This window comes from Corynebacterium appendicis CIP 107643 (assembly GCF_030408415.1).
Classification (GTDB): Bacteria; Actinomycetota; Actinomycetes; order Mycobacteriales; family Mycobacteriaceae; genus Corynebacterium; species Corynebacterium appendicis.
In genome coordinates this window covers 1,088,213-1,110,743 of record NZ_CP046976.1, presented here as the reverse complement: position 1 = coordinate 1,110,743, position 22,531 = coordinate 1,088,213, and the positions used below count along the sequence as shown (strand labels likewise).

Here is a 22,531-nt window from a genome sequence, read left to right as displayed (position 1 = left end):
CCAGGAGAACCCCCATGACCACACAGACATTCGATGCCATCGTCGTCGGCAACGGAGCCATCGGCAGCTCCCTCGCCGTCGAACTCGCCGACCGCGGCCTCACCGTCGCGCTGATCGGCCCCGAGAACCGGCAGTACGCGGCATCGACCGCCGCAGGTGCCATGCTCGGCTGCTTCGGTGAGGTCACCGCCGACCTCATCAGCGACGATCCAGGACGGACGAAGTTCGCCCTCGACCTGAAAGCCAAAGAGCTCTGGCCCGACTGGGTCGAGAAGATCTCCGACCACTCACCCCTGGATGGCACCGACCTGTTCACCGCCTCGGGCACCACGGTCATCCTTAACACCGTCGGTACCCGCGAGATCGACACCGAGAACTTCTCCGCCATCCAGAAGACCCTGCAGGAGAACAACGAGCCCTTCGACACCGTCGACGTCGACGACATCGGCTGGGTCGACGCCGACCCGAACTCCCGTCCACTCGAAGCGATCCACATCCCCGGCGAGCACGCCGTCGACTCCGGCCGTCTCCTGGCACGCCTCGAAGGCGCCGCCGCCGCCCGCGGCTGCACCCTCATCCACGAACGGGCCGTGAGCCTGCGCGAAGACCACGGCCGCATCCGCGCCGTGGTTCTGGACAACGGGGACGTGATCGAAGCTGGCCAGGTCGTGCTCGCCGCCGGAGTGGGCTCCCAGGCGCTCATCGACTCCGTCCCCGGGCTCGGCGCCACCATCCCGCGCCTGGTCGCCGGCTACGGGGTCTCCGCAGTGATGACCACCCATGACGGCACCCAGCCCCAGTCCGTGATCCGGACCCCGAACCGCGCGTTCGCCTGCGGCCTCCATGTCGTCCCGCGAGGCCTGGGGCAGGTCTACGTCGGCGCGACCAACATCATTAACCCGACCGTGATGACCGAACCGGTCCTGCGCGATCTGGAGTTCGTCCTCGGATGCGCACACCGTCAGATCCGACGAAACCTCTGGTCGAGCAGTGTGCGGCGCATCAACGTCGGCAACCGGCCTGTCTCCCTCGACGGGTTCCCCCTGCTGGGCGAGACCCCGGTCCAGGGTCTGTGGATGACCACCGGCACCTACCGCGACGGCCTGTTCCTGTCGCCGCTGATCGCCCAGGAGTTCGCCGACCGTCTCACCGGTGGCAGTGGCGAGGCGGACCTGTCGCTGTTCACCCCCGAACGTGCCCCGGTCCAGCGGGCCGGCGGCCGGCCCCGCATCATCGACACCACCGTCCAGCACATGCTCGCCACCGGCTACGAGCACCATTGGACGATCCCCACCGACTGGCAGGAATACCTCGAAGCCGATCTCCAGCCGATCTACCAGAACTGGGCCGATCAGATCGACGACGACTTCACGCCACCGCCCGAACTGGTCGCCTCCTCGCGCCTGCACCCGCAAATGGTGCAGTGGCTGCGCGACTACTACGACGCCACCCGCGAGAAGTTCGGCGCACCGGATCGGGCACCGGCCCCCACCCGGGCAGAACTCACCCGGAACGCGACGCGGCAGCTGCACGCGGCGAACGTCCCCACCCCCGCCGCCGACGCCCAGGCGCTGGCCGAGCACACCTTCGGCACCACCGACGACACGACGGCACCGGATACGGCCGAACGCGAGCAGTTCCTTAACCTCGTGGCGAGGCGCAGCCACCGGGAGCCCCTGGAGTACCTGACCGGGCACGTCCATGTTCTCGGACTCGATCTCACCGTCCGCCCGGACGTGTTCATCCCACGAGTGCACTCCGAGGCCATGGTCGATGCCGCGATCGAGAACCTCTCCACGCCCACGCCGATGGTCGTCGATCTGTGCACCGGGACCGGAGCCATCGCCCTGGCGGTCGCGACCCGGCTGCCCCAGGCACGCGTGATCGGAGCCGACGTGGCTGAATCCGCCGTGGCATGCGCCCAAGAGAACGCCGACCGTCTGGAGAGCGTCGATGCCGGGAGGGTCCAGTTCCTCCAGGCCGACATCGGCAGCGAGAGCTTCGCCGATGACCTGACCGGCACGACGGATCTCGTCACCGCGAACCCGCCCTATGTGCCCACGGACCTGCACATGCCCAGCGAATGGGCGGTCTACCAGCCCAAGACGGCGCTGTACTCGGGCGCGGACGGCCTCGACCTCACCCGCGTCGTGGCACACACCGCGCACCGACTCCTGCGACCGGGAGGCACGTTCGCCCTCGAGCACTACGACGCAGCCCTCGACGACATCCTCACGATCCTCACCGACGCCGGCTTCGGGCAGATCACCAGTCACCGGGACCATGACAAGCTTCCGCGATACATCCTCGCGGTCAAGGAGAGTTGATGGACGCACTCATCAGCCGACGAGGATTCCTCCAAGGCGGCGTCGCCGTCGCGGCCACCGCCGCCCTGCTCGAACCCGGCACCCTCGCACCCCGCGCGCACGCCGGCGGGGCGGGTGCCACCGTCAGCACGGCCACGAACATCACGCTGAGCACGCATCCCGGCAGCGACGTCACGATCATCGACGTCGGCAATGTGCTGTGGCGCCTGCCCGCCGGAGGCGGGCAAGCGCGCCGCCTCACCGACGATGTCGAAGACGCCACCTGGCCGAGCCTGACCCCGAACGGGCGCACCGTCGTGTTCCAGTCATTCCGGCACGGCACCTACGATCTGTGCGCCCTCGACCTGCGCACCGGCGCCGTCACCCGTCTGACCACGGGAACCGAGGACGACCAGGACCCGCACGTCTCGCCCAACGGCAAGGACATCGTGTTCATCTCCGACGCCGGAGGCACCAGTGCCGTGTGCCGTATTGGCGTGCGAGGCGGAGACCGGCATGTCCTCATCGGGACCGACGACCAACGGTCCTACCACTCACCGCGGTGGCATCCCGGCGGCAAGCACATCGTCTATGTCGCCGACGACACTCACATCGAACAGCTCCACATCACGACCGGCAGCACGAAAACACTGCACACGGTCGAGGAGGGTCATACCATCCGGGGACTGTCGTACTCACCATCGGGCAAGCTGATCTACGTCGTCTCGCACACCCCGCAGGCGTGGCTCGAACACGACGGGCAACGCCTCACTGACCCCGAGGACGAAGAGCCCGCACCGCTGCCGGCGGCGTGGCTGTCGGACACGGAGTTCATGTATGCCACCAGCGGGGAGATCCGCCGGCGCACGCTCACTGGAACAAGCACGTCTGCCGTGCCGTTCGAGGTCGCTCTGTCGGCGGCGGCCGCCCCTGCGGCGATCAAGCCGCGCCTGGATCTGGAGGCGCATGGTCCCGCACTCGGGCTGACCGGGGCGGCGCTGTCCCCGGATGGTGACCGGATCTGTTTCCGCGCGCTCAACGCCTTATGGCTGACCGATGCCTCCGGCGACACCAGCGTGGTCGCAGACGACGGCTACTTCAACGCCGATCCCTCCTGGGAACCCGACGGGGCCGCGATCATCTACACCAGCGACCGGAAGGGAATCGTCAACTTGTGGCGCCACGTCCCTGCCGACGGCACGGACACGCAGCTGACATTCGAGAAGAACGGTGCGCTCCTGCCATCGGTGTCACCGGACGGTACATCAGTGGTGTTCCACGATGAAGCCGGCGGCACGCACCGGCTCGAGCTCGCCTCCGGCACGGTCACCGAACTGCTGACCGGGCACGAGACACCGGGAAAGGCGACGTGGTCGCCTGACTCTCAGAAGATCGCGATGGCCGTGCACCAGCCGGCCTCGCCACGCTCGGACAGCGGCCTCAACGAGGTGCTCGTCCTCGACCTCGCCAGCGGTGAGACGTTCACCCAACCATTCTCACCGGGTCTGTCGATCGCGACACGCAACCACGACGGCCCCGTCTGGGCTGCCGATGGCACCGCAGTCTACGCGGTCTGCGAAAGCAGGCTGCACCGCGCCCCGGTCGACAGGTCCGGGCGGGTCACCGCCGAGGCCACCGTCGCCTCCGACGCGATCGCCGACGGGGTCACCAGCTCCGCATCGGGAGAGGTCGCGTTCCTGTCTTTGGGCACGTTCCATCTGCTCACCGCCTCTGCCGACGTACGGCCGTCCCTCGATTACACCCGGCAGGCACGACCCGAGCGGTTCACGCTGCGCGCCGGACGACTCTGGAACGGGGTGGACAAGGACTACCAGCACAACGTCGACGTCACGATTGAGGACGGCACGATCACCGATATCCGGCCTGCCGATGAAGCCCACACGGCAGACGTCGACGCCTCCCCGTACACGCTGATACCGGGGTTGATCGACATGCACAACCACTGGCACATGCGAGGCCGGGCCTGGGGAAACCGGCAAGGCCGCCTCTGGCTGGCCTATGGCGTGACTACCAGCCGCTCGGCCGGCGACCTCGCCTACGAAGCACGCGAGACACGCGAAGCCGTCCACGCCGGCGTCGGTATCGGCCCGCGGTTCCTCAACAACGGCGAGCCTCTCGACGGCAACCGGTGCTCGTTCGGGTTCATGCGGTGCGTGACTTCGGCTGAGCAGGTCGACCGGGAGATCGAACGCATCCTCGCCCTCGGCTATAGCTGCGTGAAGTCCTACCAGCGCCTCCCCGTCACCCTCGAGCGCCGACTCGTCGACGGGCTCGCCGCCCATGGGATTCCCGTGATCTCCCACTACGTCTACCCCGCAGTCGCCTCGGGTCTGCACGGCATGGAGCACACCGGCGGCGGGAACCGGCTCGGCTATTCCCGCACCCTCAGCGCCGCGAAAGGACTCACCGCGGCCGACACCGTGTCCCTGCTCTCGGGCGGAGACTTCTGGGTGTCATCGACACTGCTGTTCGCAGCGGAAGTCCACGCCGACTCCCGCGACCTCGTTGACGATGAACGCACCCGGGTGCTCTACCCCTGGTGGGACTACCGCCGACTCCAGGACAAGGCCGAGCAAGCTACCACGGACCCCGACCCCATCAACCTGGCATGGACCCGCGGTGACGTGGACCTGTTGCGGTCGGTGAACGAAGCCGGCGGCCTCGTGGTGCTCGGTACCGATGCCCCCTTGGACGACCTCGGCGTCAGCATTCACACCAATCTCCGGGCCCTCGTCCGCCACGGCTTCACCCCGGTGGACGCGCTGCGCACCGGAACGGTCAACGCGGCCAAAGCCCTCGGAGCCAGCGAACTCCTCGGACAACTCACCGTCGGGGCACATGCCGACATGCTCATCATTGACGGCGACCCCCTGGACGATATCGCCGATACCGTCAGGATTCGCGACGTGTTCGTCGACGGCCACCGGCACCGAATCTCGGACCTGCTCGACCCCTACCGCGACCCGTCGGACGCCACCGGCAGCGTCGCACTGACCATGACCGCACACACGTGCTGCAGAAGGAGAAAGTAATGTTCCACCTCGATCAGCCCATCACTACCTCCCGCCTGATCATCAGACCATTCACGCCCGCAGACGAAGACGACATGTTCGACTTCGAATCCCGCGACGACGTCGCGAGGTACCTCTTCAACGAGCCCCGCACGCGCGCGGACAACGCCGAGGAACTGGCCAAGCGGGTGACCCAGACCAAGCTCGAAAACGACGGGGACACCCTCCTGCTGGCCGTCGACTACAACGGCACCGTCATCGGCTACGTGCTGCTGACGCTGCTGAGCCGGGACAACTCCCAGGGCGAGTTCGGATATGTCTTCCACCCCGAATACCAGGGCAAAGGACTCGCCTCGGAAGCGGCCGTCGAAATGCTCCGACTGGGATTCGAGACCCTGAACCTGCACCGCATCATCGGGCGATGCGACCCGAGAAACGACGCCTCCGCCCGGCTCATGGAACGACTCGGGCTGCGCAAGGAAGCTCACTTCCGCGAGCTGGAGATCTTCAAGGGCGAATGGGGTGACGAGTTCACCTTCGCCATGCTCAAGAACGAATGGGACCAAAGAAAGCACACCGAATGACTCACGACAACGGCAACACCCGACCCGGAACCTTCGACGCCGACACTCCCGCTCCCGCGGATACCCGCGCCCAGCGAGGCCGATGGATCGTCCTCACCGCCGTTTCCCTCGGCCTCCTGCTGGCCACGATTGACACCTCGATCCTCTACATCGCCGTCCCCGTGCTCGAGGACGCTCTGGGGGCGAGCACCAGCGAGTCCCTGTGGATCATCAACATGTACCCGCTGGTCATGACCGGCCTGCTCCTGGGCACCGGCACCCTCGGAGACCGCTACGGCCACAAACGAGTGTTCCTCCTCGGGATCGCCCTGTTCGGGCTGGCCTCGCTCATCGCGGCGTTCTCACCGACACCGGGCATCCTCATCTTCTCCCGCGCACTGCTCGCCATCGGCGCAGCCCTCATGCTCCCGGCAACCCTGGCGATCATCCGCATCACCTTTGACGACGAACGCGAACGCAACATCGCCATCGCAGTCTGGTCGAGCGTGTCGATCGGTGGAATCGCTTTCGGGCCCCTCGTCGGCGGGCTCCTGCTCGAGTGGTTCTGGTGGGGGTCAGTGTTCCTGATCAACGTGCCGATCGTGATCGTGACGTTCATCCTCACCGCGATCTTCGCCCCGAAAGCCGCCGAAGAATCAGCCGTCCCGTGGGACCTGGTCTCCTCCATCTGGGCGCTCATGGGCCTGACAGGGCTGGTCGCCGCGATCAAGGAAATCGCCTCCACCTCGCCGTCCGCGACGATCATCGGGATCTCGCTGGTCGCCGCCCTGGCCGGCTTCGCGCTGTTCGTAACCCGACAGCGCCGACTGGACACGCCGCTGCTGGACTTCACGATCTTCCGTAACGCCGCCGTGTCCGCCGGTGTCCTCGCCGCCGGGCTAAGCACCTTCGTCTTCGCCGGCATAGGGGCAGTGACCTCGCTCTATTTCCAGACCGCCGCCGGGTACACGCCCCTACAGGCCGGGCTGCTCGTAGGCTGCATCGCCGTCGGCGCGACGATCACCTCCCTGGCCAGCGGTTCGCTCCTGACCCGCATCGGGCCGCGAGCGCTGCTGCTGGTCGCGGCCGTCCTGGCCGGTCTCGGATACGGCCTGGCCACACTCACCCTCAACACCCACATCACCTGGCTGGGACTGAGCCTGTTCGTCGCCGGCACAGGCATCGGCGTGCTGATCACCGTCGCGTCCTCGACGATCATCACCAACGTCGCCCCCGAACGCGCAGGCATGGCCTCCGCCGTCGAGGAAGTCTCCTACGAATTCGGCAGCCTCCTCTCGGTGACCGTGCTCGGCAGCATCTACACCACCATCACCGCGCTCTCGACATCCGGCACCGACGGTTACCGCGCCGTGCTCCTGATCGTCATCGGAGCGTGCGCCGCCGCCCTGGCCGGACTGGCCGTGCTCCTGCGCAAGACGCCCACGCTGAACGCCGCACCCCACTAAGCGATCACGGGCGGTGGGGAGCACCACACTCGGGGCTCCCCACCGCCCACCCGACCGCGATACCGCCCGAGAAGAAGGACAAACCATGACGCTACGACTTTTCACGTCGGAATCGGTGACCGAAGGCCACCCCGACAAGATCTGCGACCAGATCAGCGACAACATCCTTGACACACTCATCACTCAAGACGCCCACTCCCGCACCGCCGTGGAAACGCTCGTCACTACCGGTCTGGTCCATGTCGCCGGAGAAATCCGCGCCAGCGGATACGCCGACATCGCCGCCATCGCCCGCCGCGTCATCAACGGCATCGGCTACACCTCCAGTGAGATGGGTTTCGACGGCGACTCCTGTGGCGTGACCGTGTCGATCGGGGAACAGTCTCCCGAGATCGGCGACGGCGTCAGCAGCTCCGAAGAATCCCGCAACGGCACCGCCTCCTATCTCCACGACCAGCAGGGCGCAGGAGACCAGGGCCTCATGTTCGGCTACGCCACGAACGAGACCCCCGAACTGATGCCTCTAGCAATCCGGACTGCCCACCGATTGGCCGAGCGTCTCACGACAGCGCGAAAGTCAGGCCAGTTGCCGTTCCTGCGACCTGACGGCAAGACCCAGGTCACGCTCGGCTACGACGGGGCTACGCCCCGCACCGTCGACACCGTCGTCGTCTCCACCCAACATCACCCCGACATGACGCAGGACCAGCTTTGTGACGCTCTCGACGATGCCGTCATCCGCCCCGTCGTCGAGGAGACCGGGCTGGACCTCTCGGGCATGAAATTGCATGTGAACCCCTCCGGCAGCTTCGTCATGGGTGGCCCGAAGGCCGACGCAGGGTTGACCGGACGCAAGATCATCATCGACACCTACGGGGGCGCAGCACGGCACGGCGGCGCCTTCCGCGGGAAGGACCCGTCCAAGGTCGACCGGTCCGCAGCATACGCGATGCGGTGGGTGGCGAAGAACATCGTCGCCGCAGGCCTCGCCGAACGCGCTGAGGTCCAGGTCGCCTACGCCATCGGCAAAGCCAACCCCGTCGGCCTCTACGTCGAAACGTTCGAGACCGGCACCGTCGAGGACCAGGCGATCGCGCGTGCTGTCCGGGAGGTCTTCAACCTACGCCCCGGAGCGATCATTCGCGATCTTGAGTTGCTGCGCCCGATCTACGCCCAGACCGCCGCCTACGGGCACTTCGGCCGGGAGCTTCCCGAGTTCACCTGAGAGCGCACCGACCGCGCCGACGACCTGCGCATCGCCGTCCAGTAGGCGAACGACCACCGAAGGAGACGTCATGAAGCGATTCGACGGACGCACCGTCGTCATCACCGGCGCGAGCGGAGGCATCGGCGCCGCCACCGCCCGCCGTCTGCACCACGAGGGGGCCAACCTCGTCCTGGCCAGTAGAAGCCACGCGAAGCTCCAGGCTGTGGCCGAGAGCCTCGACACGGCCCGCACTCTGCTCGTACCGGGTGATCTGAGCGCCCCCGAAACCTGTACGGATCTCATCAAGCAGGCGGATGACGCGTTCGGGCAGATCGACGGGCTCGTCAACAACGCCGGAGTCGCGTGGGAAGGCAGCATCCTCGACGAATCCTTCTGGGACGACTGGCGAGAAGCGTTCGCTATCAACACCGAAGCCGTCATCCACCTGTGCCGCGACGTCCTGCCGCACCTGCGCCAGACGCAAGGAGCGATCGTCAACGTCTCCTCTGTTGCTGGCATCGGTGGGGACTGGGGTATGAGCATCTACAGCGTCACGAAGGGCGCCGTCTCCAACCTCACCCGGGCACTGGCCCTGGACGAAGGTGCACACGGAGTCCGAGTTAACGCGGTGTGCCCAACTTACGTGCGCACCGAGCTCACCCAGTACATCACCGACAGTCCCGCCCTCGTCGAACGGTTCACCGAGCGCATCCCACTGAGGCGGGCCGGTGAACCCGAGGAAGTCGCGAACGCTATCGCCTTCCTCGCCAGCGACGATGCTCGCTTCATCACAGGCGTCAACCTCCCGGTCGACGGCGGGTTGACCGCCTCGAACGGCCAACCAGTGTTCAGTTCAGACTCAATCACCGATTGAGACATGCGCCATTGAGTTCAGGCCCGCGCGACCTGAAGGCGGACCCCAATTCCCGGTCCTGCCCGCCTGGCGAACGGACCATCATCTTCACCATCCCATCGATGATGGTTCGGAGACGCACTTCAATACGCGTTGAGTGACTGCGCTCAAGACACATTGGCCCGCTCCCCTCGCAGGCTGTCACTATGGACCAGCTCCTGGGCCGAGGTTCACGGCGACCCTGCGGCGTCCGCTGAAACGCCGCTGCTGCAAGTCCGCGACCTCGAAATGGCGTACGGCGACAACAAGGTCCTGCACGGCATTAACCTCGCCATCGAAGCTGGCGAATCCACGCTGTTGCTCGGCGAATCCGGCTCCGGCAAGACCACCCTCGCCCGCTCGATCGCCGGCCTCAACCCCGGCTACACCGGCGACGTGCTGCTGCGCGGCAAAGAACTCGCGCACTCCAGCCGCGACCGCACACTCGAACACCGCAAGGACGTGCAGTACATCTTCCAGTCGCCGTTCTCATCGCTGAACCCGAGGCGCACCATCGGCGAATCAATGAGCGTTCCACTCGTCATGGCAGGCGAGCTGTCCCGCGACGAGCAACGCGCCATCGTCGAAGAGACCCTCGAAGCCGTGCAGCTCGACCGCAGCTTCTACGACCGCCGCCCCGGCGACCTGTCCGGCGGTGAGCGCCAACGCGCCGCGATCGGCCGCGCGCTCGTCAACGCGCCGTCGGTACTCGTGTGCGACGAGATCACCTCGGCCCTCGACGTGTCCGTCCAGGCGTCGATCCTGCAACTGCTCGCCGAGCTCCGCTACGAGCGTGGCCTGTCACTGCTGTTCGTCACGCACAACATCGCTCTCGCCCGGCACATCGCCACGCGCGTCGCCGTGCTCAACAAGGGCGTCATCGTGGATGACGGGCCTGTCGACGACGTTCTCGACAACCCTCAGCACGACTACACGCGCAGCTTGCTGGCGAATATCCCGTCGCTATAGCCACTAGGCCCCGTGGGTAATGTGGGGTGTGTCTATCCGCAGGCGAAAACAGGAGGACAACGCCGTGGCACACCCCACTCCCCACCCCGCAACGACGGATCTCAAACCGTTGCCCGTCCCGCCGCTCGACGGCACGCTCGACGCGTACAGCCACGCCCTCGAAGCGGTCCTCGACGGCAGCGAACTGGTGCACGCCCGCGGGGTCGTCGAAAGCTTCCGCACAGGAGCCGGTCCACGCCTCGACGAGCAACTGCGCGTGCGCGCGTCCCAGCGCGAAGCAGCGGGCACCAATTGGCTTAACGACGAATGGTATTCCTCCTACCTCACCACCCGCTCCCCCCTGACCTTGGCATCGAATGTTGGGTTCCAGATCGCCTTCCCAGTGACTGGGGGCGCCGATGGGTTCGACGCCGATTCCGCGGCCGGCAGCTCAGCCGGCCTGGACCGCGCCGTCGAGTTCATCCGCCGCGCGGCCACCGTCCACCTCGCCGCCGCAGCTGATGCGCTGCCCCAGGATGTGGACGCCCGCGGCAACCGCATCACCATGAACCAGTGGTTCGTGTACGCAGGCGGCATCAGGCACCCGGAGGAAGGCGAAGACGGGATCGTCGCGACGCAGCTCGGTGCCGCTGACCGCGAGATCGGCATCTTCGTCGACGGCCGTCTGTTCGCACTGCCCGTCAGCGATGCCGAGGGTACCCCTCTGTCCCCTGCTGTTCTGCGCGACGGTCTCGCTCGGGTGCTGGAACTCGCCGCGGCACCCAGTGACACTGCCCTCGATTTCAACGCCCCGTCACTGCTCGGCTCCGGCATTCTCGCCGACCTGTTGCCGACCATCCTCGAAAACAGTGGCAACCGCGCCACCTACGAGCGCCTCAGCGACATGCTGTTCACCATCGACGTGCAGGACGCCGCAGATGCCTCCACGAAGAGCGACAGCGAACGCATCCGCGAGGCGACCTTCACCCCGCGCGGCGCGTGGGTGTACAAGCCGCTGAGTTACCAGGTCAGCTTGAACAGCGACTGGGCAGCCGTGCACGTCGAGCATTCGTGCCAGGACGGCGCCACGCTCGTCACCGCGATCACCCGCATGCAGAGCGCGGAGCTGCCCGACACAGCCAGCGCCAGCGCCGTAGGGCCGGACGAGCTCGTCTGGGACCTTGACGACGCGACGCAGCAGACGATCACCGCGCACCTCGACGACTTCGAGAAAGTCGCCGGGAAACTGGCCACTGACATCATCACGGTCCCGCACAGCATCCCGGCGGACCTGCCGTTCAAGATCAGCCGCGACGCCTCGGCGCAGCTCACCATGCACATCGCGCAGCAGCTGACGTACGGGCATGTGCGTGCGGTCTACGAGGCCGTCGACATGCGCGAATTCCGCGCCGGCCGCACCGAATGCTTGCGCGCCGCCACGCCGGAAGCGGTCGCCTTCGCAGAAAAGCTTATCGACGGCACCGCCACCCCCGACGACCTCACCTCCGCCCTCGACGCCCACCGAGGGTGGGTGAAACGCTGCAAGTCCGGCAACGGGTTCGACCGTCACATCCAGATGATGGCCCGCATCGATGACTCGGATGCCTTCTTCTCCGACCGCGCCGCCACCGCCGTGCGCCGCGACTTCCTGTCCACGACCTCCATCGGCGGCCCCAACCAGATCGTCCGCTACTGCTTCGCACCGACCCTGCCGGAAGGCTTCGGCATCTCGTACACCCCGCTTCCCGACGACGCCGAGTTCTGCGTCTGCTGGAACACCGACACCGCTGAACGACCGGAGGAATTCCGGGCGAATCTCGCCACGGCCGCGCAAATGTTCTGGGACTTCTGCGGCGGGATCCACTAAGCGAGACCTACTAAGCGACATCTACTCAGCGACATTCCCTACGCGAATTCCATTCAGCAACATCGAGAAAACGGGATCTAATCAACCACGTCACAGGAGGGCGAAAGCTCATGAAGAAGATCGGATTGACCGGCGGAATCGGCAGCGGCAAATCAACGGTGGCGAAGATGCTGGCCGAAGCCGGCTTCGCGGTAGTCGACGCCGATCAGATAGCCCGCGAGATCATGGAGCCGGGCTCCCCCGTCCTCGACGACGTCGCGGCGGAGTTCGGGGCTGACATCATCCGGGAGGACGGCACGCTGGATAGGGGGAAATTGGCCGGGAGGGCGTTCGCCGATAAGCGGCAAACGGAAAAGCTGAACTCGATCACTCACCCGGCGATCCGCGCGGAGTCCGAGCGCCGATTCGCGGACGCGGACGCTGCCGGCGAGCCGGCCGTCGTGTATGACATGCCGCTGCTCGTCGACTTGGGCATGCACCGCGATATGGACCTCACTGTCGTCGTCGATGTCGACGCCGAAGAACGCGTGCGGCGCCTAGTCACGTCGCGCGGCCTGGACGAAGCCGACGCGCGCGCCCGCATCGCGCAACAGCTCGACGACGACACCCGCAACGCCGCCGCCGATGTCCTCATCGACAACAATGGCGACCTTGCGGCCTTGAAAACGCAGGTCGACGCGCTTGTCGCGCGCATCCGGGACTGAAGTTTCTCCCATTAGTCGAACAACGTTTAAAGCCACGCTACGTCCCATTCACCTACGTTGCCTAACGTAATCCGCCATGGGAACGTGGGACATCGGGCCGTTCGACAACGACCCCGCAGTGGACGCCGTCGCAGCGCTTGCCGACGGCTCCTTCCGCATGGACCAGTTCCGTTTCGACTGTGGCCGGGGACCGCTCGGCACCGATGAAGCTGAATCCGTCATCGCTTTAGCCGCCGTGCTCAACGGGCATGTCCCATCCGAAGCGCTCGCCGCTGCGCTGCGGTACCCTTTCACCCTCGACGACCGCCGCTGGATCCGCCGCCGCGCCAGCCAAGCCCTCCGCCCCGGCACCTCCGAGTTGTACGACCTGTGGGAGGACGCCGGGGAGCTCGACACCTGGCTGGCAGAGACCAGGAAATACGTGGCGTAGCTTTCAGGTTGGCCCCTGTGCCTCGGAACCGCCCTCGAGCACAGGCTGTTTGCCGTACCTGACATGCCTTTTGGTGGGGCTAGCTCTACAATCACCAGTTATGCCCGTGGACCAGGTCGACCCGCTCATCAGCTCTATTTACCAATGGATGGATGTCTCCGGCGTTCTTCTGATGGGAATCATCGGCGGCACCCTCGCGCGCCAGCTCGGCTACGACATTGTGGGGTTCTTCTTCATCGCCATGCTCTCGGCGCTGGGCGGAGGCATGCTCCGCGACGTCCTCATCAACCAAGGCACCGTCGCCGCCATGAGCCAGCCCGAGTACCTGATCCTGGCGTTCACCGGCGCATTGATCTCCCGGTTCACGTATTTCAAGGGCCGTGCGTGGGAGTTTCTTCAGTCCCACGGCGACGCTCTTGTGTCAGCCCTGTGGGCCGCCACCGGCGCGTCCAAGGCTATCCAGTACGGGCTGCCTCTTCTACCCACCATCATGATGGGTGTGTTCACCGCCACCGGCGGCAGCATGATCCGCGACGTGGTCACCGGACGCGAACCAGCCGTGTTCGGCGGCAACCAGCCGGCCGTGATTCCGGCGGTGGTGTGCGCGGTGATCGTGCTAATCGGCAATGCCACCGGCTACCTCGCTATTTCGATGGTGCTGGGCCCGGTCGCTAGTTTCGTGTTGTTCCTCTTCGGCTACTACGGCAACTGGCGGGTCAGCCAAGACCCGGATTTCGCGCCTGTGAATGCCACTGTGAATGCTACGGCAACGCAGGTGGCCTCACTTGCACGCAAGGCGGAAGACCGCTCCCGCGCCGTAGCCCGCGGACTCGAGCCCAAAAGCGTCCGTGCCTGGCGGCACCGCCAAATGGAGAAAGCCTTGCAACGGCGCATCGATGCGGAGATCCGCAAGGGTAAGCGCCCGGACGAGGCCCGCAGCGACGCCGACGAGTTTCTCACCGAGTTCACCAACCAGTTCCCCGCCATCGATGCCGAGACGCTCGCCGCAGCCGGAGTCGAGACTCCCACCGAAGAGGGGAACCTCTTCGAGGGTATCGGCGTCGACCTCGCCGGCGACTCGTACGATGACGGGACCACTGAGCCCGACCCCGCCGAAACTGAAGCGATGCACGCCGACATGCTCGACATCATTCTTTCCGATGCCAAGCTCACCGATGAGCTCATCGAGCGCCTAGCCGAGCGCTACAAAGACCGCGAAGGCTAAATCCGCGCACCAAACAGGCCGTTGGGCGTGCTTCGCCCTCGGCCGTTGATGTGTTTAGTGTCCGAACAGTAGGTGCATGGCACCGTATTGGTGTGTGGTGTTCGGGACTGGTGTTCCGCGCGGGGAGACCCATGTCGGGGTGCCGTTGCGCATGTGTATTCGACCCCGGTTGTGTCGCTCTGGGTCGTCGTCGTTGGTGCGGTTGTGGTACCTGCACAACACCGACAGGTTGTCCATGTTCGTCGGCCCACCGCGGGCCCACGGTGTGATGTGGTGGACCTCGCAATTATCAGCCGCGTGCCGGCAATCCGGCACCGGACACGTCGTCAACGTCGCCCTCGCCAGGTCGCGTTGCTTGGCGTTGGCGAACCGCTTCGCGTGGTACAGGTTCACCGCACCCGCCTGCGGGTGGAACAACGCCACCTCCAAATCCTTCGAGTAATAGTGAGTCAAATACTCCGCACCAGTCATGGTGGTGCCATCCGACAACCCCAGGATCGTCTCATCGCCGTTACCGGAAACGATCCTGATGTGCTCTGCCAACGGGACCTGGATCAACGGCCGCGGCACAGACTCCGCAACCCCGGCACCGCCGCGCAGCAGCTCCGCGAACGCCTCATACATCTGCGGGCCCTCAGGGCGATCAGGGTCGAGCTTTGCCCGCAGGGCGTGCTCCAGGTCGGCGATATCGCGTTCTTCACCGGTGGCGATGACCGTCCGCTTGCCCTTCCTCGTCCGGCCAAACCGCACCGTGGACTCCGCGGCGGGTGTGTCGGCGTCCGGGTCGGGGATGATGTCTTTGGCGCGGCGCTGCAGCGTCTTGTAGTCGCCGCGCACCGACAACAGCGCCAGGCGGAGTTTCCATGTCTCCCGGTCAGAGGACACAGCACGCACTTGCTGCTCAATGAACAGAATCTGATCCAGAGACTTCCCCGTCTGCCTAGCAACACGAACGGCATTGGCTTGCTGGCGGCGAAACCGGGTCGCACCGAAGTAGACCTCATAAGCCTTTTCCCACTCGACATACGTGGTGGGCTTGACGCCGGCAGCACGAGCAGCCTGACGGTCGAAACCGGCCAGGACATCCATCGGGCTACCAAGAGTTCCAAGAAACGCGTCAAAATCGCTCATGCCCCACACGCTAAACAGAACAACAACCCCGAAAAAGAACCCGCAGAAAAACTGTGGATAACCCACCCACAAACAGACTTATCCACAGGGGAGCAGTAGGGAGGGTTGCGCGGGGCGTCGATAAGCATGCAAAAAGACCCGCACCGAAGTGCGGGCCTTCATTGCTAGGCGTTAGTTGCCTGCGAGCTTCTCGCGCAGAGCAGCAAGCTGCTCGTCGGAAGCGAGGGAACCACCCTGCTCAGCCTCACCAGCGGACGGAGCTGCCGGAGCTGCAGCCTCGCCGGAGGTGGAGCTGTAGTTGGTCTCGCCCTCGCCGGCCGCCTCTGCTTCTGCGGCGGCAGCGCGGTGACGCTCGATCTGAGCGGTGTGAGCCTCGTGCAGGCGGGCAGCCTCGGCGTAGCGGGCCTCCCACTCCTGGCGAGCCTCGTCGTAGCCTTCCATCCACTCGTTGGTCTCCGGGTCGAAGCCCTCCGGGAAGATGTAGTTGCCCTGCTCGTCGTAGGAGTCGGCCATGCCGTAGCGGGACGGATCGAACTCCTCGGAGTAGTCCTCGTCGGCCTGCTTGAGGGACAGGGAGATGCGGCGACGGTCGAGGTCGATGTCGATGACCTTGACCATGACCTCTTCGCCGACATTGACGACCTGGTCCGGCACCTCGACGTGGCGCTGAGCCAGTTCGGAGATGTGGACGAGGCCCTCGATGCCCTCCTCAACGCGGACGAACGCACCGAACGGAACAAGCTTGGTGACCTTGCCCGGGACGATCTGGCCCACAGCGTGGGTGCGGGCGAAGACGCGCCACGGATCTTCCTGGGTGGCCTTCAGGGACAAGGAAACGCGCTCGCGGTCGAGATCGACGTCGAGAACCTCGACGGTGACCTCGTCGCCGACGGTGACGACCTCGGACGGGTGGTCGATGTGCTTCCAGGACAGCTCGGACACGTGGACCAGGCCGTCAACGCCGCCAAGGTCGACGAAGGCGCCGAAGTTGACGATGGAGGAAACGACGCCCTTGCGGACCTGCCCCTTCTGCAGCTGGTGGAGGAAGTCGGAGCGGACTGCGGACTGGGTCTCTTCAAGGTATGCGCGGCGGGACAGCACGACGTTGTTGCGGTGCTTGTCCAGCTCGATGATCTTGGCTTCGAGCTCCTGGCCGATGTACGGGTCCAGATCGCGGACGCGACGCATCTCGACGAGGGATGCCGGCAGGAAGCCGCGCAGGCCGATGTCGAGGATAAGGCCGCCCTTGACGACCTCGATGACGGTACCGGTGACCGGCTGGTCGTTATTCTGCAGCTCTTCGATGGTGCCCCAGGCACGCTCGTACTGTGCACGCTTCTTGGAGAGAAGCAGGCGACCTTCCTTGTCCTCCTTAGTCAGGACAAGCGCGTCGATCTCCTCGCCGATCTCGACGACCTCGTCCGGGTCGACGTCGTGTTTGATGGAAAGCTCACGGGTCGGGATGACACCTTCGGTCTTATACCCGATGTCGAGGAGGACCTCGTCGTGGTCCACCTTGACAACGGTGCCGGTGACGATGTCGCCATCATTGAAGTACTTGATGGTCGCGTCAACTGCGGCGAGAAATTCCTCAGCGCTGCCAATGTCGTTGATGGCAACCTGCGGGGTAGTAGAAGTGGGCATAGGTTATTTTGCTCCGAAATGGATAGGAGATAGCGGTTGGACATGAGCGCATCTCTCGAAAAAGCAGCTTATCGACGCCCCAAAAGAGGCCGGTCACGCTGGGATTCCGATCTCGCTCCCGCCGTGGGCGGCCCTCCTATTACGACCGGGGTCACGCGGGCAGCGTAGATACGCCTTGCCGAGATTAGTTCATTTGCCCAGCTCGAGCAAACTTTGATGTGGCGCGTCGGGGTGAAATTCTTCGGGCGTTCACGCGGGTGCACTGGCGCGCATTCACCATTTTCCCACCAATCTCTTTATCCTTAGACAGTCAATCAAATCTGATAGTGCCCACAGGGTACATAGGTGGTGTTTTTCATGTTGAAGCGCGGTATCGGTATCGGCTTCGCTTTCATCGGCGTCGTTGTTGGCGCCGGTTTCGCTTCCGGCATGGAGGCGTTCCAGTACTTCGTCTCCTACGGCGAGATGGGCATGTGGGGCATTGTCCTGGCCGGTGTGGTCATGGCTTTTGCCGCGGTGGCCTTCCTCGCTTTCGGTTCCTATTTCCAGGCGACGGAGCACACGCGTGTGTTCGGCGAAGTCTCGGACGGGCTTTCGTCGAAGATCATGGACTGGTCGGCGATCGCCTGCATGTTCAGTGTGGGCTTCGTGATGTTCGCCGGTGCCGGTTCGAACCTCGAGCAAGCATACGGCTGGCCGATCTATGTCGGCGGTGTGGCCATGCTGATTATCATGCTGCTGGTGGGCCGGCTGGATGTGGACAAGATCTCCGTGGTCCTGGGGCTGGTCACTCCGCTGCTCATCATCTTCGTCCTGATCGCGTCGATTTGGACGTTCACGCAAACGAGCGTGGACTTTGCGTCGCAAAGCGAATGGGCGCAGCAGAATGTGGAGGGCGCGACGGGCGCTCCCACGTGGTGGCTGGGCGCGCTGAACCACACGGGCTTGAACGCACTGTGCACGGTGTCGATGGCGATTGTGATCGGCGGCGACAACTTCGACAATAAGTCGGTCCGCATCGGCGGAATGGTCGCGGGCTTCCTGTACGCAGCGATGCTGGCTCTGCTGGTTGTCACGCTGTTCATGGAGGCCGACAAGATCAACGGCGACGATCTACCGCTACTGACCGTGCTGTTCAACATCAACCCGGCACTCGGTCAGGTGATGACGTGGGTCATCTTCCTCATGGTCTTCAACACGTGCCTGGGCATGATCTACGCGCTGGCGAAGCGCCTGACGCGCAACAACCCGGACAATTTCTACAAGGTTTACGTCGGTGCCTGCCTGGTCGGCTTCGTGCTGTCGTTCATCGGTTTCAAGCCGCTCGTCGCCAACCTCTACCCCATCTTGGGCTACCTGGGCCTGTTCGTGATCGCGGTGCTGGTCTACCAGTACTTCCGTTACCGCGACCGCCTGGACCGCGAGGGCGAGCTGCGCACTGCCGCCGTCGATCTGGTGACCGACGAGGAGAACCTCGACCCGGACAGCGAGTTCGCGGACATGTCGCTCGACGAGCTGGCTGAGGAATCCATGCTTGATGACGAAGAGTTCCACGAAGCCCTCGAGTCCGAGGTCGAGGACGCTGAAGACACGGAAGACACAGACGGTGCAGACAGTGCAGACGGCAAGGGCTCTGACAGGGCCGCCGATTCCAGCACGGGTTCCGGCTCCACGAAGATCTAGGAAAATCTAGAGGGGCCTCTCCCCTGCCCTCCCTATTAGCCCGGGTGCCGCGCTGAACATGCGCCGGCCCCGGGCTAATGTGCTGCTTCGTCCCAGTCGGTGCCGGTTCCGGCGGAGACTTCCAGCGGGACACGCAGGGTGATGGCGCGGTCCATTTCCTCCTCGACGATCGCTTGGACCTGCTCGAGCTCACCGGGGGCGACTTCGACGACGAGTTCGTCGTGGACTTGGAGGAGGACGCGGGATTGGAAAGGTTGGTCGCGGGAGGCGTCGTTAAGCGCGGCGTCGACGCGGATCATGGCGACCTTGATGATGTCGGCCGCGGTGCCCTGAATGGGCGCGTTGAGAGCGGCGCGCTCGGCGTTTTCGCGCGCGACGCGGTTGTCGGAGGTGAGTTCCGGCAAGTACCGGCGCCGGCCGAAGACGGTGGAGGTGTATCCGTCGCGGCGGGCCTGCTCGACGACCTCGTCGAGGTAGCGCTTCACGCCGCCGAAGCGCTGGAAATAAGACTCCATGATCTTCTTTGCTTCGCCGGCGGGGATGCCCAGCTGGTTGGACAGGCCGAAAGCGCTCAAACCGTAGACGAGGCCGTAGCTCATGGCTTTGACGCGGCGGCGCAGCTCGGGGGTGACTTCGTCGATGGGCACGTCGAAGACGCGGGAACCGACGAAGTTGTGCAGGTCCTCTCCTTCCTTGTACGCCTCGATGAGGCCGGGATCTTCGGAGAGATGCGCCATGACGCGCATCTCGATCTGGGAGTAGTCCGCGGTGAGGAGGCATTCGTAGCCGTCACCCACGGTGAACGCGGAGCGGATGCGGCGGCCGGCCTCGGTGCGCACGGGGATGTTCTGCAGGTTCGGGTCGGTGGAGCTGAGGCGCCCAGTGGAGGCGACAGTCTGGTTGAACGTGGTGTGGATGCGGCCGTCGTCGTGGACGGTCTTGATCAGGCCTTCAATGGTGGACTTGAGCTTCTGCCATTCGCGGTGCGCGAGCAACTGGTCCAAAAACGGGTGCGGGTTCTTCGCCGCGAGCGCCTCGATCTCCTTGGCGGCGGTGGAATAGCCGGTCTTGGTCTTCTTCGTCTTGGGCAGCTCGAGCTTGTCGAAGAGGACGACGGAGAGTTGTTTGGGGGACGAGAGGTTCAGATCGGGTTCGTCGACAAGCGAACGTGCTGTGTCTTCGGCGTCGGTGACTTTCTGCGCGATCTCTTTCAGCTGCTCTTCGAGGACGTTCATGTCGACGGCGATACCGGTGTCCTCCATCTCGGCGAGGATGGTCACGAGCGGCAGCTCGAGGTCGGCGTAGAGCTCGAAGGAGTCGATGGCGCGGAGCTCCTCACCCAAATGCGCGGCGAGCTCGAGGATGGCGAGGGCGGAGTCGAGGTCGGCAGTGTCGCGATCAAGCAGGCTCAGTTGTTCGCTGGATGCCGCGAGTTGGCGCTGCAGGTGGCGTTGGTAAACGTCGGCGAGGTCGTATGTGCGCTGGCCGGGCCGCAGCAGGTACGCGGCGATGGCGGTGTCGTGGGCGATGCCGCGCAGCGTGATCCCGCGCCCGCGCAGCATGTGCCATGCAGCCTTGGCGCTGTGGAGGTATTTCGGCGCGTCGGATTCGAGCCACGCCTTGAGCGCGGCGTCTTCCTCGGGCGTGAGGTCGCTCAAGCGCTTGGACACGCCGTGCCACTGCTTATCGACGATCCCCACCGCCCACGCGTCCCCGCCCGCCGGCGTGGTGTCGCCCTGGACGAACAGGGCGAGACCTTGACCCTCGTGGGCTGCAAGCCACGTGTCGAGTGCCTCGTCGTCGACGGTGAGCTCCGGCAGTTCTTCTGCCTGTGTTTCGGGCGCGGCGCCGTCGGTGGGCACGGCGGCGAGCACGCGCTCGCGGAGGTTGACGCCGAACTCGAGGTCGTCGAAAGCCGTCGCCACGGCAGTGACGTCGGCGGGCTTGAGCTCGAGTTCGTCTGGTCCGACGGGCAGCTCGAGATCGCGCACCATCTGGGTGAGCTCGCGGTTGAGCTGAACCTGCTCGATGCGTTCGCGGAAATTGTTGCCGGCCTTGCCCTTGATCTCCTCGGCGTGCTCGATGAGGCTGTTCAGATCTCCGTACTGGATGATCCACTTAGTGGCGGTCTTCTCCCCCACGCCCGGAATGTTCGGCAGGTTATCCGACGGGTCGCCGCGCAGCGCCGCGAAATCCGGGTACTGCGACGGCGTGAGACCGTACTTCTTTTCCACTTCCTCCGGCGTGAAACGCGTGAGCGTGGAGACCCCGCGCGTCGGGTACAGGACGGTCACGCGATCATTGACCAGTTGGAGGTAGTCCCTGTCGCCGGTGACGATGATGACCTCGTAGTCGTCCTGCGCCTGCGTGGTCAGCGTGGCCAGGATGTCGTCCGCCTCGTAGTTCTCTTTGGTGAGCGTCACGATGCTCAAGTCCCCCAGCACGTCCTGGATGAGCGACACCTGCCCCTTGAATTCCTCCGGTGCGGCCGCACGCTGCGCCTTGTACTCCGGGAAGCGCTCTGTGCGGAAGGTCTGGCGCCCGATGTCGAAGGCGACCGCCACGTGGGTGGGCTGCTCCTCGGCGAGGATGTTCGAGAACATCGACAGGAACCCGTACACCGCATTCGTGTGCTGCCCGCCCGAGGTGGAGAAATTCTCCGCAGGCAGGGCGTAGAAAGCTCGGAAAGCCATCGAATGGCCGTCGATGAGCAGCAGGCGTTTCGTGGCAGAGGAAGAATCAGCGGTACTCACGCCGTCCCACTCTACCTACGGCTGACGTGGCTCAACTGCAGGGCATTTCTTCGTTCGAGAACCCCTGCGCTATTGTTGATCCGCACGCCCCAGTAGCCCAATTGGCAGAGGCAACGGATTCAAAACCCGTCCAGTGTGAGTTCGAGTCTCACCTGGGGCACCGCACGAAGTGGGGGTTTCGGAAAACCTTTCGAATATGCTCGGAAAACTCTTTCCGGATCCCCCTTTCGCCCATCTTGGCAACGAAGAGCCCTTTTACGTGGCATTTTCCTCTCACCAATGCCAAAACGCTCCAAAACTGACAGCGATTCGTCGATTCCGGAGCGTTTTCACTGTTCGAACACGACTTCTAGGCCGCTGAAAAGCGATTGCCGAAAAATCTGGGGTCGCTGCTTCGACCATCTCGGACATCCTCAACGGCAATTCGTGGCCGACGTTGGAGACCGTGGCCAGACTCGAAGTCGGCCTCGGCGTGCGTCTGTGGCCGGGGGTAAAGGCCACCCGGCGAGATACGTAGTTCGTTTTGCATATCTCCACCGTGTCGCGAGAGGAAGCAAACACCAGCAGAAAATAGAGGGGGTAATTCGCTGCACCGTAGTGAGACGACATGTCGTCTTGAAACGGCAATACGGAATAATCCGGTACACCGTTACGCACACCGGCGCGCCCGCATACTCGCG

16 protein-coding genes and 1 tRNA gene are annotated in these 22,531 nt (G+C 64.7%); 14 read left to right on the top strand and 3 right to left on the bottom strand.

The window, feature by feature from the left end; genetic code table 11:
* Positions 1-14: 14 nt before the first annotated feature.
* From prmC to CAPP_RS05425, 11 genes are all read left to right on the top strand, one after another.
* On the top strand, positions 15-2,327 hold the full coding sequence (gene prmC / locus CAPP_RS05475) for a peptide chain release factor N(5)-glutamine methyltransferase (RefSeq protein WP_076598480.1): 2,313 nt from the start codon (positions 15-17) through the stop codon (positions 2,325-2,327).
* Positions 2,327-5,359: an amidohydrolase family protein gene (locus CAPP_RS05470; protein WP_076598479.1), complete on the top strand. Its 3,033-nt coding sequence runs from the start codon at positions 2,327-2,329 to the stop codon at positions 5,357-5,359. Before prmC ends, CAPP_RS05470 begins: the two co-directional genes overlap by 1 nt.
* On the top strand, positions 5,359-5,922 hold the full coding sequence (locus CAPP_RS05465; protein WP_076598478.1) for a GNAT family N-acetyltransferase: 564 nt from the start codon (positions 5,359-5,361) through the stop codon (positions 5,920-5,922). Before CAPP_RS05470 ends, CAPP_RS05465 begins: the two co-directional genes overlap by 1 nt.
* A complete protein-coding gene (locus CAPP_RS05460; protein ID WP_076598477.1) occupies positions 5,919-7,367 on the top strand; it encodes an MFS transporter in 1,449 nt (482 codons plus the stop codon). The genes CAPP_RS05465 and CAPP_RS05460 overlap by 4 nt, the downstream gene beginning before the upstream one ends.
* 85 nt (positions 7,368-7,452) lie before the next feature.
* Positions 7,453-8,592, top strand: a complete 1,140-nt coding sequence (gene metK / locus CAPP_RS05455) for a methionine adenosyltransferase (protein WP_076598476.1) — start codon at positions 7,453-7,455, stop codon at positions 8,590-8,592.
* A 70-nt stretch (positions 8,593-8,662) separates the two neighbouring features.
* Positions 8,663-9,448 (top strand): meso-2,3-butanediol dehydrogenase, encoded by a 786-nt coding sequence (budC, locus tag CAPP_RS05450; RefSeq protein WP_076598475.1) that lies wholly within the window; start codon positions 8,663-8,665, stop codon positions 9,446-9,448.
* Between the two features lie 156 nt (positions 9,449-9,604).
* A complete protein-coding gene (locus tag CAPP_RS05445) occupies positions 9,605-10,435 on the top strand; it encodes an ABC transporter ATP-binding protein (protein ID WP_234958712.1) in 831 nt (276 codons plus the stop codon).
* 64 nt (positions 10,436-10,499) lie between these two features.
* Positions 10,500-12,281: a choline/carnitine O-acyltransferase gene (locus CAPP_RS05440; RefSeq protein ID WP_076598474.1), complete on the top strand. Its 1,782-nt coding sequence runs from the start codon at positions 10,500-10,502 to the stop codon at positions 12,279-12,281.
* Positions 12,282-12,391: 110 nt separating this feature from the next.
* Positions 12,392-12,985, top strand: coding sequence for a dephospho-CoA kinase (gene coaE / locus CAPP_RS05435; RefSeq protein WP_076598473.1), 594 nt, complete (start codon positions 12,392-12,394; stop codon positions 12,983-12,985).
* Between the two features lie 76 nt (positions 12,986-13,061).
* A complete protein-coding gene (locus tag CAPP_RS05430; protein WP_076598472.1) occupies positions 13,062-13,415 on the top strand; it encodes a DUF4259 domain-containing protein in 354 nt (117 codons plus the stop codon).
* 100 nt (positions 13,416-13,515) lie between these two features.
* Entirely contained in the window at positions 13,516-14,640 is a 1,125-nt protein-coding gene (locus tag CAPP_RS05425; RefSeq protein WP_143313824.1) for a trimeric intracellular cation channel family protein, read from the top strand.
* A 54-nt stretch (positions 14,641-14,694) separates the two neighbouring features.
* On the opposite strand, the gene CAPP_RS05420 is transcribed toward CAPP_RS05425, so the two are convergent.
* On the bottom strand, positions 14,695-15,771 hold the full coding sequence (locus CAPP_RS05420; RefSeq protein ID WP_076598623.1) for an HNH endonuclease signature motif containing protein: 1,077 nt from the start codon (positions 15,769-15,771) through the stop codon (positions 14,695-14,697).
* 171 nt (positions 15,772-15,942) lie between these two features.
* Complete coding sequence (gene rpsA, locus CAPP_RS05415; protein WP_076598471.1) at positions 15,943-17,415, bottom strand: 30S ribosomal protein S1; 1,473 nt, start codon at positions 17,413-17,415, stop codon at positions 15,943-15,945.
* A gap of 357 nt (positions 17,416-17,772) precedes the next feature.
* Here rpsA and CAPP_RS05410 point away from each other — a divergent pair, with 357 nt between their 5' ends.
* Positions 17,773-19,098, top strand: coding sequence for a YkvI family membrane protein (locus tag CAPP_RS05410; protein WP_076598470.1), 1,326 nt, complete (start codon positions 17,773-17,775; stop codon positions 19,096-19,098).
* 74 nt (positions 19,099-19,172) lie between these two features.
* Here CAPP_RS05410 and polA read toward each other — a convergent pair whose 3' ends face one another.
* On the bottom strand, positions 19,173-21,791 hold the full coding sequence (gene polA / locus CAPP_RS05405; protein ID WP_076598622.1) for a DNA polymerase I: 2,619 nt from the start codon (positions 21,789-21,791) through the stop codon (positions 19,173-19,175).
* 146 nt (positions 21,792-21,937) lie between these two features.
* Between polA and CAPP_RS05400 the strand changes: the two genes are divergently transcribed.
* Both CAPP_RS05400 and CAPP_RS11230 read left to right on the top strand, forming a co-directional pair.
* Positions 21,938-22,011, top strand: a tRNA-Leu gene (locus CAPP_RS05400).
* A 207-nt stretch (positions 22,012-22,218) separates the two neighbouring features.
* The gene (locus CAPP_RS11230; protein WP_084560476.1) at positions 22,219-22,368 is read left to right on the top strand and encodes a helix-turn-helix domain-containing protein; all 150 of its coding nucleotides are present in this window, start codon (positions 22,219-22,221) and stop codon (positions 22,366-22,368) included.
* Positions 22,369-22,531: the final 163 nt, after the last annotated feature.